Here is a 14,599-nt window from a genome sequence, read left to right on the forward strand (position 1 = left end):
CAGCAGCCGCTCTTCGAGCGGGCTCTCACAGTCATTCATTCATTCCCGACCACGGAGGTCCCGCGTGTCCGACTGCGACGGCCTATGCCGCGACTGCACGTGCGCCTTTCCTCCGGCAAGGGGCGGCCACCACCTGAGCAAGGCCGCGGAGAAGAGGGCGTGGCAGCAGGACGTCCTCTTCGAGCTGCTGGAGCTGGGGGAGCTGTACGGAGTCCATGCCAACGGCCTTCGAGATGTGCGCTGATGCCATCTCGACGCGGGCCGGCCCCCAAGCCCAACGCCCGGCGCCGGAACGCCGATCACGCCCTGGGCGAGCACGGCCTCAGCCCCGGGGTCGGCGAGGGCCGAGCGCTCCCGAAGTCCCTCGGTGTCGAAACTGGCGGGGCCAAACGATTCTGGATGACCTGGAGCCGGTCACCCCAGACACAGCACTGGTTGGAAACCGACTGGGCCGAGCTGGAGATCACCACACGGCTCGTTGATGACTTCTACCGGGGCAACGTTCGCCTCGCCGGCGAGATCCGGCAACGAGTCGGACGGTGGGGCGCCACCACGGAGGACCGCGCCCGGCTCCGCATGAACTTCGACCACCAAGCAGAGCAGGAAGCCGAGCAAGCCGCCCAGGACGCCGCCACGGACCTGGATGAGGAGCTGTTCAAGATGCTCTCGGAGTAGCGACAGGGGGGGGTGAGCGATGCCCCTGACGGGAAACATGCCGGCTGGCGCCCCTCACCGCTCCCGGAGCCTCGGCTACGAGATCATCCGCTGGGCTCAGAAGTACATCGTCCAGCCTGACGGCGAGAACGCCGGCCGCCCGTGGAAATTCACCCGGGAACAACTGCGCTTCGTTCTGTGGATGTACGCCATCGACGAGAACGGGAGGTGGTTGTACCGGTCTGCGGCGCTTCGACGCGCCAAGGGCTGGGGCTTAAGGCAAGACACCACTCCTCGCCGCTCTCTGCATTGTGGAATTCATCGGCCCTGCCCGCTTCTCCCACTTCGATGAAAAGGGAATGCCGGTCGGCAAAAGGGTGCCACTCCCCCTCGTTCAGATCGCTGCCACTTCCCTCGACCAGACCGCCAACACCCGTGACATGATCCGCGGCATGCTGGCCGAGTCGCCAGCCGAGAAGGAGTTCAACCTCGACATCGGCAAGGGCCTCATCCAGTTCAAGGACGGCCGGCCCGGCCGCATCGAACCGGTCACCTCCTCCTCACGCGGCCTGGAGGGGGCGAGGCCCACCTTTGCCCGGCCCCGACAGAAACGATTCTGTCGGGGCCGGCGCATGCCAATTCGTAGTTTGTGACGAGGTCCACCACTGGGTCGACAGCAATGCTGGGACCTACGTCTGGGAAACGCTCGACCGTAATGTCCAGAAAACCGCGGGCGCCGGCTCCCGACTGATCGAGACCACCAACGCCTTCAACCCCAACGAGAACTCGATCGCGCAGCGGACCTTCGAGGCCGCGATGGAGTACGGGGCGAAGGGCATCCTCTACGACTGCCGCGAGGCAGAGGAGGACATCGACCTCAAAGACGAGGCCGCCGTACGGGCAGCCGTCATCGACGCCTACGGCGACTCCCACTGGGTGGATGCGGACGGCATCGTTGCCGCCATCCAGGACCCGCGTACGACCCCTGCGGTCGCGTACCGCTTTTACCTGAACAACATCCAGGAGAACGCGGACGGTTGGCTGATCAAGGCCGAGTGGGATGCGTGCCTCGACGAGGACGACCCGATCCAGCCTGGTGACCAAATCTCCATCGGCTTCGACGGCTCCCTCCGGGGAGACGCCACAGGGCTGGTCGGCTGCCGTCTCCGGGACGGCAAGCTGTTCCTCCTGGGCCTGTGGGAGAACCCGCGTGACCCGAAGCAGCCCGACTGGGAAGTTGACGTTCTCGCTGTCGAGGCCGCCGTGAAACGGTCGTTCGATACGTACAAGGTTGAATGGGCCTACTGCGACCCCCCGTACTTTCAAGAAGCGATCGGCCGGTGGTCGCTTACCTACGGCGACGACCGAGTATTCGAGTACTGGACCAATAAGCCGATGCGCATGTGCGAGGCGACCGAACGCCTTAACTCCGCAATCGCTGTCGGGGATGTAAAACACGACGGAAATGCAGACCTGACTCGACACATGCTGAATGCAGTGACCCGGGAAGTCCCTCAAGGGCTCCTGGTGACAAAAGACTCTCCCCGTTCCAAACGAAAAATCGACCTGGCCGTGTGCGCCATTCTTGCCTTTGAGGCCAGGGCTGATGCAATTGCTGACGGTCGACTCAATGCGCGGAGGGGGCGCGTGGTCGGCTTTTAGCGAGGCTCCATGATTGTCCCCCCCAACGGATACACCGCGGTCGGCCCGCCAGAAACCCCGGCCGATTGGCTTGCCTACCTGCACGGGAAGTTGACCGATCAGCTCCCGGACATGTTTCGGTTTGCTGAGTACTACGAGGGTGAGCATCAGCGGCTGGCGTTCTCCCAGGCCCGCTTCAAAGCCGAGTTCCGCGAGGTCTTCGAAAGCTGGCGGGACAACTTTTGCGGCTTGATCATCGACAGCGCCACAGAGCGCATGGCGGTGGATGCCTTCCGGATGCCCGAGACTCCCGGTACGGACAAGGACGCCTGGGAGTTCTGGCAGCGCAGCAGCATGGACGTGCTGTCCAACGCCGTCCACCTGGACGCGATGGTTCAGGGCAGGGCGTACGTCCTGGTGTGGGCCGACAAGGACGGCGAGCCGTCGATCCAGCCCGTGTCCGCCGAGAACATGGTGGTCCAGTACAAGCCCGGTTCGCGCACCGAGCTGGAGGCCGCGGCGCGGTTCTTCTTGGACGACTGGGGCCGGCAGTGGGTCACGCTGTGGACCGAGGAGTACGTCTACGAGACGCAGCGCGGCGAGACCGAGTGGGAGCACGGCGTGAAGCGCCCGAATCCCCTCGGCGTTGTGCCTGTCGTCCCGTTCCATAACCGGTCACGGCTCTCCGGTAATCCGTACTCGGACCTCGCCAACGTCATCCCCATTCAAGACGCGATCAATAAGACCGTCTCGGATGCACTCACCGCCTCAGAATTCGCAGCTTTCCCGCAGCGATATGTGACGGGACTTGAGATTGTCGAGGATGACCAAGGCAATCCAGTCGAGCCTTTCAAGGTAGCTGTCGACAAGCTATTGCAGGCCGAGGACCCGCAGGCAAAATTCGGGCAATTTGAAGCCGCCAGCCTCAGCAACTATTGCGATCTGGTTGGGCTACTCCTGCAACACATGAGTTCCATATCCCGGACCCCGAGCCATTATTTTTTGGTGAACGGGGGAACTGCACCGTCCGGTGAGGCCATCATCAGCGCCGAAGCCGGGCTGGTAGCCAAGGTCAGAGAGAGAATGCTGCACTTCGGTGAGGCATGGGAGAAGGTCATCAGACTCTGCTTCGCCGTAAAGCGCGATAAGCGCGCAAAGGCATTCTCTATGGAGACCGTCTGGCGCGATCCAGAATACAGGACCGAAGCCCAGCATATCGACGCCCTCCTCAAGCTCAAGCAGCTCAACGTTCCCGAAGAGCAGCTTTGGAGCGACGCGGGATACACACCTTCCCAAATAAGCGCCTTCCGCGAAATGCGCAAGGACGATGCCCGAGCAGCCGCAGAAGTCCAGAAGCTCGGCCCTCAGCCTGAACAGGCTGGGGGCATGGGCTCCGCGCCGCAGGAGGCAAAGGCAGCACGTCTCGGGTTCAAGCCCCCACAGGGAAACCACGGGAATGTGAATCGCAAGCTCAGTGAACCGAAGTAATCGACCCGCCGGAACGGCGTGTCCATCCGAAATGGATTGAAACATGGACGAGACGCAGGACGCTCCTGTTGGGGAGCCGAAGCCCGAGGCCGAGTCGGCGCAGCCGACCGACCTGGCCGCCGGCGATACTAGCGGCCCTGGCGAGGTGGAGCGGTGGAAGCGCATGTCTCGCGAGAACGAGAAGCGCTGGAAGCAGGCGTCACGTGAGCTGGAGGAGATCCGCCAGGCACAGATGACCGAGCAGGAGAAAGCCATCGAGGCGGCGAGGAGCGAGGCACGCAGGTCTACGCTCGCCGAGGTCGGTACGTCGTTGGCCGAGGCCGAGATCCGTGCCCAGTCAGCCGCGGCCGGCGTTGCGGTACCGACTGACTACCTCGACCTCACGCGCTTCGTCGGCGAGGACGGCCGGGCGAACCGGGAGGCCGTCTCCGCATTCATCACGTCCCTTCCGCAGCCGCAGGAACAGGAGCCGGAATTCCCCCAGCTCATGGGAACTGGCCATCACCGGTCCGGCGGCAATGACATTTCCTCCATGGATCCAAACGAGCTGGCCGACTTCATCGCTGGCGGGTCTTTCATCTAATCCGAGACTCCTCGTCAGCCCTCCTTTTCTGGGGGGCTTTTTTTATGCCCTCTTGGAGGCACAATGGCGCTTACTACGCATCACTTCAATCTTGACCCGAAGCAGGTCACGATTGCTGCTCTCGGCCTTCTGGACCGGCAGCTCACCCTCGGGGGCATCCCGGCCCGGTACTCCGAGCTGAAGTTCCGCGGCGGGCTCGGCGACGTGATCAACGTGAACCGTGAGAGCCGAGGCATCCCCGTGCAGGCGGCTGGCATCTCCGAGCCGATCTGGAACCCGGTGAAGGGCGACAAGAACAAGCTCGCCGCCACCTCGGACCGGCCGCTGCCGACGAACGACCGGCTGGCGCCGGTCGGCTTCATCAACGAGTCGCGCTTCCCGGTCCAGCTCACGACCCTCGCGCAGAACGCGACCACGCTCTCGATGGAACAGGTGGCCTTCGACCTGCGGCAGTTCGGTACCCAGGTCCTCACCAAGCTGACCCGCGGCTTCGCCGAGTACTTCGACGACACCACAGCCACCTTCATCAAGGCCAATATCACGCGATCCGGTCTAAGCGCTGCGCAGAAGAAGGTCATCGGCGGTGACGTGGAGGTCACCATCCCGACGGCGGACGGCACGGGCGAGAACATGAAGGCCCGCGCGCTCGGCCTGCGTACCGCTCTGGTCGATGCCCGCATGGCTATGAACGTCGCCAACGTTCCGGCCTCCGAGCGGTATCTGATTGCCGGCCCCGAGGTCGAGGCGATCCTGCTCAAGGACCCCGAGTTTGTGGCGGTGGACTACAGCGGTGACACAAATGCCCTGCGTCGAGCGGTTGTTGGCCGAATCTATGGATTCGACATCGTGATCCACAACTCGTTCGGACTGGAGATGTTCCTGTTCCACAAGTCGGCGATGCTCCTGGTCAGCGCGTGCCCGGCCATTCCGATGGGTGCCGTGAACGGCTCGGTCCAGAACATCGGCGGTATCGCGACCCGGATGCTGGTCGACTACGACTATGCGAAGAAGGCGGACACCATCGGCTTGGACACGATGTACGGCCTGTCGACGGTCAAGGAAGATCCGGACTACTCAGTCCGTGGTGTCGGCATCGGCGAATCGTTCGTGCGCGGCCTGAAGGTCTCGATCACCGAGAAGGCGGCGGGCGAAAGCAGCACGCGGGGCAGTTCTTAACAAACCGCCCCGCGTTGCGGACTAATTCTGCCGGTTGATGTGCCGGACAGCGGTCATGCTTGCGGTGAAGAAGGCCACCGTGGCTCCACCCCCGACGCCCACGGCGGGCAGCAATGCCATACCGAGTGCAACCATGAAAATGCCTGCGAGGAGTCCGATGATGACAGACGTCTCGGACGCGACTACCACCTCATATACGCGGTGGTGACTGCACCTCTGCTGTGCGTTGCTCAAGAGGAATTGACCAATCCAGGGCATGCCAGGTCGCCAGTCGACCTGGACTTAAATCGACCTGTGAACGGGGTCGATGAAGTTGATGGCGAAACAACATTTTCCTGCCCTTCAGTGAGTGGAACGGGGCCCCTGGGAGCCCTTTTGAGGCCGAGGGTCCGCACACAGGAAGCATAGCGGCGCCAGTGAAGTCCGGTTGGTAACAGAGGAGTTGATGCCGTGTTCGCCTCCGTCGACGATGTGGCCGTCCGCCTGGGTCGGCCGATCTCCGAAGAGGAGAGACCGCGGGTCGAAGCGTTCATTGCCGACGCGACCGCCTTCGTGAAGGACTACTGCACCGGCACCTGGGACTCAGGCGCCCCGCCAGCCGCCCTGCGGGCGGTGGTGTGCGCCGAAGTCATCCGCTGGCTCGCGGTCAGCCCCGGTGTGGTCTCCGAAAGGGTCGGCGACATCGAGGTCGAGTTCGGCGCCGCCTCTGCGGCTCAGACGCTCTCGCCGGCCGCCCGTGCATCGCTGAGGCGCTACCGACGCCAACTCGCGTCCATCCCCCTTGCCAGGGAGCCTGGGTGACGTTCTTCAACGACCTCGTCGAGATTCACACCGCCCCGATAGCAGAGGGCGTCTACACCCGGCATCGCGACTGGGACAACGCCAAGTTGGCCTGGTCCGGCTTGGCCACCGTCCAGCCGGACCGGTCCTTCGAGGTCCGCAGCCCTGAGCGCGATACGTCCCAGGAACGGCTGCTGGTCTACCTCCCCTGGGGCGTGCCGGTCGATTCCACCGACCGTGTTTTTTACGCCGACGAGTGGTTCGAGGTCGACGGCGAGCCGATGCGCTGGGCGCACGGCTCTCTGCGGCATGTCCGGATCCGGGCTTGGAGGGCGATGCACTGATGGCTGACTTCAAGCTCGTCATGCACCGAAACTGGGAGTACGCCGTGTTCCATTCGGCCGCCACACGGGACCTGATGGCCATGCACTCCGCGGAGATCGCAGCGGGCGCCATCAACCAGGCCCCGCAGGCGAGCGCCACCAAGGACAACTGGAACCAGATCAAGAAGCACATCAAGGCCCGTGTCGAGGCCGACACTTGGGGATGGCGCGGCACCGTCACCGTTGAGGACACCCCGAGGGTCCGGCACGCGATGCTCCAGGACCGCGGCTGGACTGACCGCAAGGGTCGCCGCCATCCGGGCCGCCGCTACCTCAAGGCGGCCCTGTTGAAGGCGAGGGTCGAATGAGACGTGACCCCATCGCGTTTCTCGTCCAGCACCTCCGCGGCCGGTTGAAGCTCCCGCCCGGCGCCGTGACCGGCGACCTGGTGGGGCGCAATCCGGGCGACGTGACTGTGTACCTGGAGCACAGCGGCGGCTTCCGCATCGTCCGCAACCGGGCGGACCGTGCCGATGTCGAGTACTCCGCCATCGGCCCGGACCGGGAGAAGGCCGCCGGCCTCGCCTACGAGGTCCGCGAAGCTCTTCTTGAGGAGCTGCCCGGCGCCGAGTTGGACGGCGTCCTGGTGCTCGACGTTGCGGAGGTCGACTCCCCCAAGTATCTGCCGGACAGCACCTCTCGGGAGCACTGCTACGTCGCGGAGGTCGCCGTTTCCTACATCGAAGTGGCGTCCCAGAGAATTCCCAATAAATAGCACGGCAGAAGAAAACGCTTTCCCCGCTCCGGCGGGGTTTTTTTATGCCCTTTTGAAGGAGACCATATGTCCACTCCTGTTGAAACCGGCAACCCGCAGAAGATTCGTTTTGCCCCGAACGGTGCCCTGCACATCGCGCCGGCCCCCAAGGCGAGCGATGCGCCCGGCTCCGGCACGGTCCTGCCGACCGGCCTCGACGCGCTCGGCAGCCCGTTCAAGAACCTCGGCTACGTGGACCAGGGCGGCGTGACCATCACCCCCTCGATCGAGACGGACCCTGTCAACGTCTGGCAGTCCGCGGTGCCGGTTCTTTTCAACGTGAAGAGTGCGGCCTTCCAGATCAAGGCCACCCTGATGGAGACTTCGAAGATCACGACCGAGCTGTTCTTCGGCGCCGCGTGGGTGGAGTCCCAGGAGACTCCGGGCCTCTTCCGCCTCGACCTGCTGTCGACCCCGGACGTGAAGGAGCTGGCTCTCGTCGTGGACTGGTCGCAGGGCAAGACCCAGTATCGCTGCGTAATTGGTCGCGCGATGATCTCGGACCGCGGTGCGATCCAGCTCCAGCGCACTGAGAACGGCAAGTTCGAGCTGACCATCGACGCCTTGGACTACAACGGCGGCCTCGGGTACGTCCTCACGAACGACGACTTGAACGACTCCGGCAGCACCATCCAGGAGCCTGCCGCGGCCCGCTTGTCCGGCAACACCGTCGAGCAGGGCGGCACCGTGAGTCTGGCCGGTGAGGGCTTCTCCCCCAACATGCCGGCCACCGTCTCCATCGACCCGCCCGGAGGCGAACTGCGCGCTGCCCAGGCGAACACCGACGACACGGGCAACCTGTCCGCCACGATCTCCGTCGCTTCACACGCGACCGAGGGTGTTTACACCGTGACGGCCAATGTCGCTGGCGTCGAAGCGCAGGCCGGTTCACTCGCGGTCACCGCGAAGGCCGACGAGTAAGCAGAAACGCTTCTCCTTCCGAGGGCGCACCCACACTGATCTTCAAGCCCCCTAACGGGGCTATATTTACTTGGAGTTGCCATGACTGCTGCGAAGACCCCGCGTAAGACGACCACCGCGAAGAAGGCCGAGGCCATGGTCGAGGACCAGTCGACCGTGTTCGAGCACAGCGGCGTCGAGTACACGATTCCGGCACCGCTCGACCTGCCCGTTGGCCTCCTGGAGGTCGACGACGAGGTGGAGGCGATCAAGCTGATCCTCGGTGCGCAGTGGGAGGCGTACAAGGCAACCGGCGCCACGATCCGCGACTTCCAGGCGTTCGTCGAGAAGGTCTCCGAGGCGGCCGGGTTCGGCAACTCGGGAAACTGATCGGCGCCATCCACGCCATACGCGATTTCTCCGACGAACTGGAGGCCGACTTCCTCGAATTCTTCGGGGTCGATCTGCTCGACGTGTGGCGTGGACGGCTTTCTCTCAGACGAGTTCATGTCCTCATTCAGTCGCTTATCAAGAAGCCTGGACGGTCCACCTTCCTTGCGCAGGTCGACGAGTCCGCTTCGTGGTCCGTGATGGACCACCTTCTCGCCCGTGTCAGCGATGCGACCGAGATCTCCAACTACCTCTTCATCAAGGCCAATTCGGAAGGGCCGGACGAATTGCAGGTCCCCGAACCGGTCCAACGGCCAGGTCAGGGAACGCAGGAGAAGCCGAAGGAACCGGAACACGCATTCGCTGATGGTGCCGAGCTGTCCTCCTTCTTCACTCGCATGAGCAACCTTTAGGAGGCAGCATGGCTGGCCCGCGCGGCGCCATCAAGGTCGGGACCGGCTACATCTCCATCGAGCCGCACCTTGGCCGTGAGGCCCTGGCCCGGATGCGCACGGCGCTCAACTCCACGATGGGACGTGCCGGCCGTGACGCCGGCACGGCGTTCGGCACGGCAATGAGCCGGGGCTTCACCGGACTGACCCGCGAGGCGACGACCGCGGCCAGGGCGATGCAGCGGTCCGTGAGCCAGCAGGCCAAGCAGGGGGCCAAAGAGCGCGCGGCCGTGCACAAGGCGGGCGCTCGGGAGTACGCCCACGTCGAAGAGGAGCTGACCCGGAGCCACGGTGTGCAGGTGGCAGCTCGGGTCCGGAAGGCTCTTGAAGCCGCGGAGCGCCAGACGACGGGACTCTCCACCGAGTCGAGGAAAGCGCTGCGGGTTTACCAGCGGCACCTTGCCGACATGGCCCGTGCAGACCGTGAGATCCACCAGGACCAGACGCGGATGGAGCGCGAGCGGCGCCAGCAGATCGCGGAGACGGCCCGACGGGAGCGGCAGGCCCAGGAGGAGGCCCAGCTCATGGGTCGCCGGCGGCTCCAGGCAGAGCGGCTGATGCTCACGGAGCTGTCGCAGGCCCGCCGGGCGTCCCTCCACGAAGAACTGGCCGCGGCCCAGATCCAGGCGCAGACGCTCCGCAACTCGATCCAGGGCTATCGCCGCGAACTCCGGCAACTCGACCGAGCGACGGCCGGCCCCCTGGCGCACATTCAGGGGTCGCTCAAGACGCACTCCGAGACGTTCCACGTCCTCGGGCAGAGCGCGACCGAGGCCGGCGCCCTGGTCACCCGCAACTTGCTCGGCCCGCTATCCCTTGTTTCCGCAGCCCTGACGGAGATTGGCGTCAAGAACGCTGATATGCGCATCATGGGGCAGATGGGCATGCACGCCGCAGGTGTCTCCCAGCAGGCGTCGTCGCATGAAATGGAACGGCTTCAGAAATACGCCATCGATACCCCTTTCTCGATGGATCTGATGCACGAGTACCAGATGAAAATGGTGCGCGGCATGGTGGCCCGCGAGAAGGGCCATGACAGCAAGGACCCCGCCGTTCGCCGTAAGGCCGCGGACAGGGCTGCGTCCCGTACGTCCGACGTGATCGAGGCCGTGCTCGACTCGATGGCTCGGGCAGGCAACCTCTCCGAGTCCCAGCAGCAGCGGTCGCTCTACGCCATCGACAAGATCATGGACCTTGACCGGGCCCCGACGAAAAATTTCAAGCAGTTCATCGACAGCACGGGTATGCCCGCCCAGGAGATGGCGCAGCTTCTGAGCTTCAAGAACGCCGACCGGATGTACGCGGTGATGGGCACGCCGGCCGCGAAGGGCGGGGGTATCACCGGGCAGCAGGTGCTTGACGCGCTGATGAAGAACTGGGAGGGCTCCGGCACCGACAAGGGCTCAAAGGGGTACGGCCGCAAGGTCGGCACCGCCACCATCACGGGACGCCTCCAGCAGATGCGGGAGCGGGCCTCGTACGAGATGGGCCAGCTCTTCGCGACGAAGGATCCGAAGACGGGCGCGATCAAGTACACCGGTCTCGGTGAAAAGATCATGGGCAAGCAGAACAAGAAGGGGGAGTACGAGGGCGGGCTGCTCAACGATGTGAAGGACATCGCGAAGGCGTCCCTGCCGCACGTCAAGGACGTGCTCGTTGCCTTCTTCGACGTGCTGGGCACGTTTACCGGCTGGCTCAAGCGCGGCGTCGACTTCCTGAACTCGCATCCTCAACTCCAGCAGGCGGCGCTGAAGTTCGTGAAGATCGCAGCCGTCGCAACACCGTTCCTGATCGGCTTCGGTGTGCTGTCCAAGCTGTTCGGCAAGCTGGGCAAGATCATGGCGCCCTCCCTGGGGCTCGCCCGCGGGTTCGTCGGCGGCCTGTCCGGAGCGGGCAAGGTGCTCCGCCAGATCAAGGCTGGCCGACAGAGCCGTAAGAACGGCGGCACCTTCCGGCAGGGATACCGAGACCGTCGCACCGAGCTGCGGGGCGACAACCGCGGCATGGGCCGGCGTGCCTGGGACCGCACCCGCGGGCGGGACAGCCGGGCCACGGAAGTACGAGTGCGCACAGGGCAGGCCGAGCAGTCGCTCCGCCAGCTCGACGAGCGCATCCGGGAACTGCGTCAGGACCTGCGCGGGATCAACGACGTTTCTCTCGCTCCGACCGCTGACGGGCTCGGCGGCACGTCGAGGCGCAGCGTGGCATCGTCCGCCCGAGACGCCGACGAGCGCATCACCGGCACCTCCCGAGCACTGCGGGGACTGGGCAGGGAACGGCTGGGCGGCCTTCAGGCCGACATCCGTCAGACCGGCGTCTCCGTCAGCGGCCTGAAGGACAGGGTGGAGGCCACTACCCGAGAGGTCAAGCAGCTCGGCCGCACGAAGCTCGTTGGCCTACGGATCCAGTTCGACATGACCGAGGGCAGCGTCCAGGACGTCAAGGACAAGGTGCAGCGCGCTGCCAGCGAGGTTTCTGCCCTCAGCCGCAAGAAGCTCGACGCCCTGCGCAAGGAGTTCGCCGCCCTCCGGTCCTCGGTGGTCAAGGCGAAGGAGTCCGTCGACACAACAGGCGCGCGGGTCGCCTCGCTCAACCGCCGCTCCCTGGCATCCCTGCGGGGCCAGGTCGACAAGGTCACGCACGCGGCAGACGACGCGTATAAGAAGGTGGGGCAAGGGACAGGGGCAGGCAGCCTGGCCGGCCGTATCGGCCTGCTGAACACTCGCTCGCTGAAGTCCGTCACTTCCCACGTGCACGACCTGGCCCAGGCGCTGAAGGGTGCAGAGGCGCACGCCAAGGACCTGGACTCCGACCTCGGCAAGGTCTCGAAGCGAGCACCCGGAGGCGGCAGTGGGTCCTCCGGAGGGGGCGGCGGCAAGAAGCGCCCCACCCGGCGGGCGCGTGGCGGTGTGCTCCCCGGATACGCACCGTGGGTGGACAGCGTCCCCGCGATCCTCAGCCCAGGCGAGTCCGTCCTTCGGCCGGAAGTTACGTCGGCTCTGGGAGAGGAGACGATCAACGCCTGGAACCAGGCCGCGGTCCGGGGCCAGGTTTCCCGGCACGCCCGCGGTGGTGTGGTCGGACGCCTGGGCCTGGACACCATGCGCGACATGATCCGCGAGCGAGGCGAGCTGGTGGACATCGGCCGGGTCACCGCCGACACCATGCAGCTCGACGGCTCCTCCGACCGGCTCGGCGGACCCGTCCAGGACGGCATCCTGCGGACCGGCGACAACACCTCCCAGTGGGCCGGCCGCGAATCCGTCCCGCGCTTTCGCGGCATGTACGACTGGATCACCAACGACAGTTGGCAGATGCTGAGGCGCGTCCCGACAGGCGTCGGGCAGGTCGCCGGAATCATCGGCGGGGCTTTCGCGCCCACCCTCGCGGACTATTTTTGGAACGACGTGTGGCAGGGCCGCGGGAACATTGTGCAGCGCGGAAACCGCTTCATGGCTGACACATTTTCGCTCAAGACCCTCACCAGCGTTACTGGCGACCTCTTCGGTGGCCTGTGGGACACGGTGACATCGCTGGTTGGGGGCGCGAAGGACATCATTACAGATCCGATCGGGTCGGTAACGGATTCCTTCGGCGCCATATGGGATCTGACTGCGGATGGGTACAACCAACTTATCGGCATGGTCGGTGTCGCTCGCGACATAAAGGATGCTCCGCTGGAGTACGCGGGGCGTGTCTTCCATGAATGGCTAGCGAATGCCAAGGAGGCTATGCCTAACACCGAGGGTCTTTTTGACTTTTCGGGGAGCAATGGCATTACCGCGAAGAGGCCCGACTTCGACGCGGCCTTGACCGGCGGTCCGGCCCCAGCGGGGGGCGCGGTTACACGCTGGAAGCCCACGGTCCAGCGTGTGCTGAAGGAGCTGGGGCTTGCCACGTCCTACACGGACTTGATCCTTCGCCGGATTGAGGTCGAGTCCGGAGGAAATCCGACTGCCATCAACAACTGGGACATCAACGCCAAGAACGGCGTGCCGTCACAGGGGTTGATGCAGACGATCCCGCCCACCTTCGCGGCGTACGCCGGCCCGTACCGGATGCTCGGGATCACGAATCCCTTGGCGAGCATCTACGCCGGCATCAACTACGCCACCCACCGGTACGGGGCGAACTGGCCGCGAGCCCTTTCCGGCAACAAGGGGTACTGGATGGGCACCCAGTCGGCTACGGCCGGCCTGGCGATGGTCGGCGAACACGGGCCCGAGCTGGTCAACTTTCGCGGCGGTGAGCGTGTGCACAACTCGCGGGAGACGAAGGACATGGTCGCCGGTCGCCGGTACGAGATCCACATCCATGAGGCCAAGGCCGAGAACACGACGGACTCAGTGCTCCGCGCCATGCGGACTGCGGAGGTGATGGCCGGGTTCTGAACGAGAGGTATGTATCGATGCCCATCCCAGCAACAGAAGCCCAGGTCGAGGAGAAGCCTCTGCCGCTCCGGCCTCAACCTCCTGTTCCAGCGGAGTGGGGATACACCTACGTCTCGATCCGTGGCGCGAACGGTGAGGGGGAGGAGATCCCCCTCACCGGGTCACAGGGCAAGGACTGGCCGGCCATCATGATCCAGGCCGGCGCCCAGGGCCTCGACATGCCCCCGGTCGAGCTGCACGCGGACGCGAGTCCGAACCTGCACGGCTCGATCTACCGGTCCGCGCGCTACGCCCAGCGCGAGGTCTTGATCCCGGTCTACATCCATGGCATCGACCGCCGCACGCTGCGGCAGCTCAAGGACCGGCTCGTCGACGCGCTCGACCCGATGAACGGGTACTGCGTGCTCAAGTTCATGGAGGCCGACTCCCGCCCGAGGTACCTGTATGCGTACTACAAGGGCGGCGTCGAGGGCGACGAGGGCGAGGACCAAGCAGGCTTCCGCTGGTCCCGCTTCGGCATCCAGCTCACGGCCTTCGACCCGTGGTTCTACACGGACCAAGTCCGGGTCGCCGAGTGGCAGTTCGGACAGGGTGACGCGTTCCTGTCCACCGAGAAGTCCCTCCTGCCGCTGCGTATCGAGAAGGGCATGGTCTCCACCCCGGACCTGTCGGTCTACAACCCCGGCAACGTCGAAGCGTGGCCGGTGTGGGAACTGACCGGCCCTGTCCGGGGCTTCAGGTTCTCCTTCCAGGGCCAGTCGTTCGGGATCCCCGCCTCAGGCACGGACGTGGTGACCGCGGGCCGGACGCTCACCATCGACACCCGGCCCGGCTACAAGACGCTCCGGGACGACCAGGACAAGAACTACTGGTCGGGCCTCGGAGAAAATCCCCAACTCTGGCCCATCCCCAAGGGTTGGTCCTCGATATCCGTAGAAATGACCCCCGGTTCGAATGCTTCTTCTTTGAAGCTGTATTTCCGGCCTCGATTCAAGACTTACTAGGAG

At 64.8% G+C, this 14,599-nt stretch carries 16 protein-coding genes; all 16 read left to right on the forward strand.

What is annotated here, in order from left to right; genetic code table 11:
* Positions 1-64: 64 nt before the first annotated feature.
* The 16 genes from ACGFNI_RS33845 to ACGFNI_RS33920 all read left to right on the forward strand — a co-directional run bounded on the left by ACGFNI_RS33845 (position 65) and on the right by ACGFNI_RS33920 (position 14,596).
* Positions 65-244, forward strand: a complete 180-nt coding sequence (locus tag ACGFNI_RS33845) for a hypothetical protein (RefSeq protein WP_393689283.1) — start codon at positions 65-67, stop codon at positions 242-244.
* A gap of 191 nt (positions 245-435) precedes the next feature.
* On the forward strand, positions 436-675 hold the full coding sequence (locus ACGFNI_RS33850) for a hypothetical protein (protein ID WP_393689284.1): 240 nt from the start codon (positions 436-438) through the stop codon (positions 673-675).
* A 290-nt stretch (positions 676-965) separates the two neighbouring features.
* Complete coding sequence (locus ACGFNI_RS33855) at positions 966-1,307, forward strand: hypothetical protein (protein WP_393689286.1); 342 nt, start codon at positions 966-968, stop codon at positions 1,305-1,307.
* The gene (locus tag ACGFNI_RS33860; RefSeq protein ID WP_393689288.1) at positions 1,246-2,316 is read left to right on the forward strand and encodes a hypothetical protein; all 1,071 of its coding nucleotides are present in this window, start codon (positions 1,246-1,248) and stop codon (positions 2,314-2,316) included. Before ACGFNI_RS33855 ends, ACGFNI_RS33860 begins: the two co-directional genes overlap by 62 nt.
* 9 nt (positions 2,317-2,325) lie before the next feature.
* Positions 2,326-3,783 (forward strand): phage portal protein, encoded by a 1,458-nt coding sequence (locus tag ACGFNI_RS33865; RefSeq protein ID WP_393689289.1) that lies wholly within the window; start codon positions 2,326-2,328, stop codon positions 3,781-3,783.
* Between the two features lie 43 nt (positions 3,784-3,826).
* On the forward strand, positions 3,827-4,366 hold the full coding sequence (locus ACGFNI_RS33870; RefSeq protein WP_393689291.1) for a hypothetical protein: 540 nt from the start codon (positions 3,827-3,829) through the stop codon (positions 4,364-4,366).
* A 63-nt stretch (positions 4,367-4,429) separates the two neighbouring features.
* Positions 4,430-5,542, forward strand: coding sequence for a hypothetical protein (locus ACGFNI_RS33875; RefSeq protein WP_393689293.1), 1,113 nt, complete (start codon positions 4,430-4,432; stop codon positions 5,540-5,542).
* Positions 5,543-5,992: 450 nt separating this feature from the next.
* Positions 5,993-6,343: a hypothetical protein gene (locus ACGFNI_RS33880; protein ID WP_393689294.1), complete on the forward strand. Its 351-nt coding sequence runs from the start codon at positions 5,993-5,995 to the stop codon at positions 6,341-6,343.
* Positions 6,340-6,666, forward strand: a complete 327-nt coding sequence (locus ACGFNI_RS33885) for a hypothetical protein (RefSeq protein WP_393689296.1) — start codon at positions 6,340-6,342, stop codon at positions 6,664-6,666. The genes ACGFNI_RS33880 and ACGFNI_RS33885 overlap by 4 nt, the downstream gene beginning before the upstream one ends.
* Complete coding sequence (locus ACGFNI_RS33890; protein WP_393689297.1) at positions 6,666-7,013, forward strand: hypothetical protein; 348 nt, start codon at positions 6,666-6,668, stop codon at positions 7,011-7,013. The genes ACGFNI_RS33885 and ACGFNI_RS33890 overlap by 1 nt, the downstream gene beginning before the upstream one ends.
* The gene (locus ACGFNI_RS33895) at positions 7,010-7,420 is read left to right on the forward strand and encodes a hypothetical protein (protein WP_393689299.1); all 411 of its coding nucleotides are present in this window, start codon (positions 7,010-7,012) and stop codon (positions 7,418-7,420) included. Before ACGFNI_RS33890 ends, ACGFNI_RS33895 begins: the two co-directional genes overlap by 4 nt.
* A gap of 66 nt (positions 7,421-7,486) precedes the next feature.
* A complete protein-coding gene (locus tag ACGFNI_RS33900; protein ID WP_393689300.1) occupies positions 7,487-8,380 on the forward strand; it encodes a hypothetical protein in 894 nt (297 codons plus the stop codon).
* Positions 8,381-8,461: 81 nt separating this feature from the next.
* On the forward strand, positions 8,462-8,749 hold the full coding sequence (locus ACGFNI_RS33905; protein ID WP_393689302.1) for a hypothetical protein: 288 nt from the start codon (positions 8,462-8,464) through the stop codon (positions 8,747-8,749).
* Positions 8,650-9,162, forward strand: a complete 513-nt coding sequence (locus ACGFNI_RS33910) for a hypothetical protein (RefSeq protein WP_393689304.1) — start codon at positions 8,650-8,652, stop codon at positions 9,160-9,162. Before ACGFNI_RS33905 ends, ACGFNI_RS33910 begins: the two co-directional genes overlap by 100 nt.
* A gap of 8 nt (positions 9,163-9,170) precedes the next feature.
* Positions 9,171-13,592, forward strand: coding sequence for a transglycosylase SLT domain-containing protein (locus ACGFNI_RS33915; RefSeq protein WP_393689306.1), 4,422 nt, complete (start codon positions 9,171-9,173; stop codon positions 13,590-13,592).
* 17 nt (positions 13,593-13,609) lie between these two features.
* A complete protein-coding gene (locus ACGFNI_RS33920; protein WP_393689307.1) occupies positions 13,610-14,596 on the forward strand; it encodes a phage tail domain-containing protein in 987 nt (328 codons plus the stop codon).
* The last annotated feature ends 3 nt before the right edge of the window (positions 14,597-14,599 follow it).

This window comes from Streptomyces sp. NPDC048644, assembly GCF_043199105.1.
Lineage (GTDB): Bacteria > Actinomycetota > Actinomycetes > Streptomycetales > Streptomycetaceae > Streptomyces.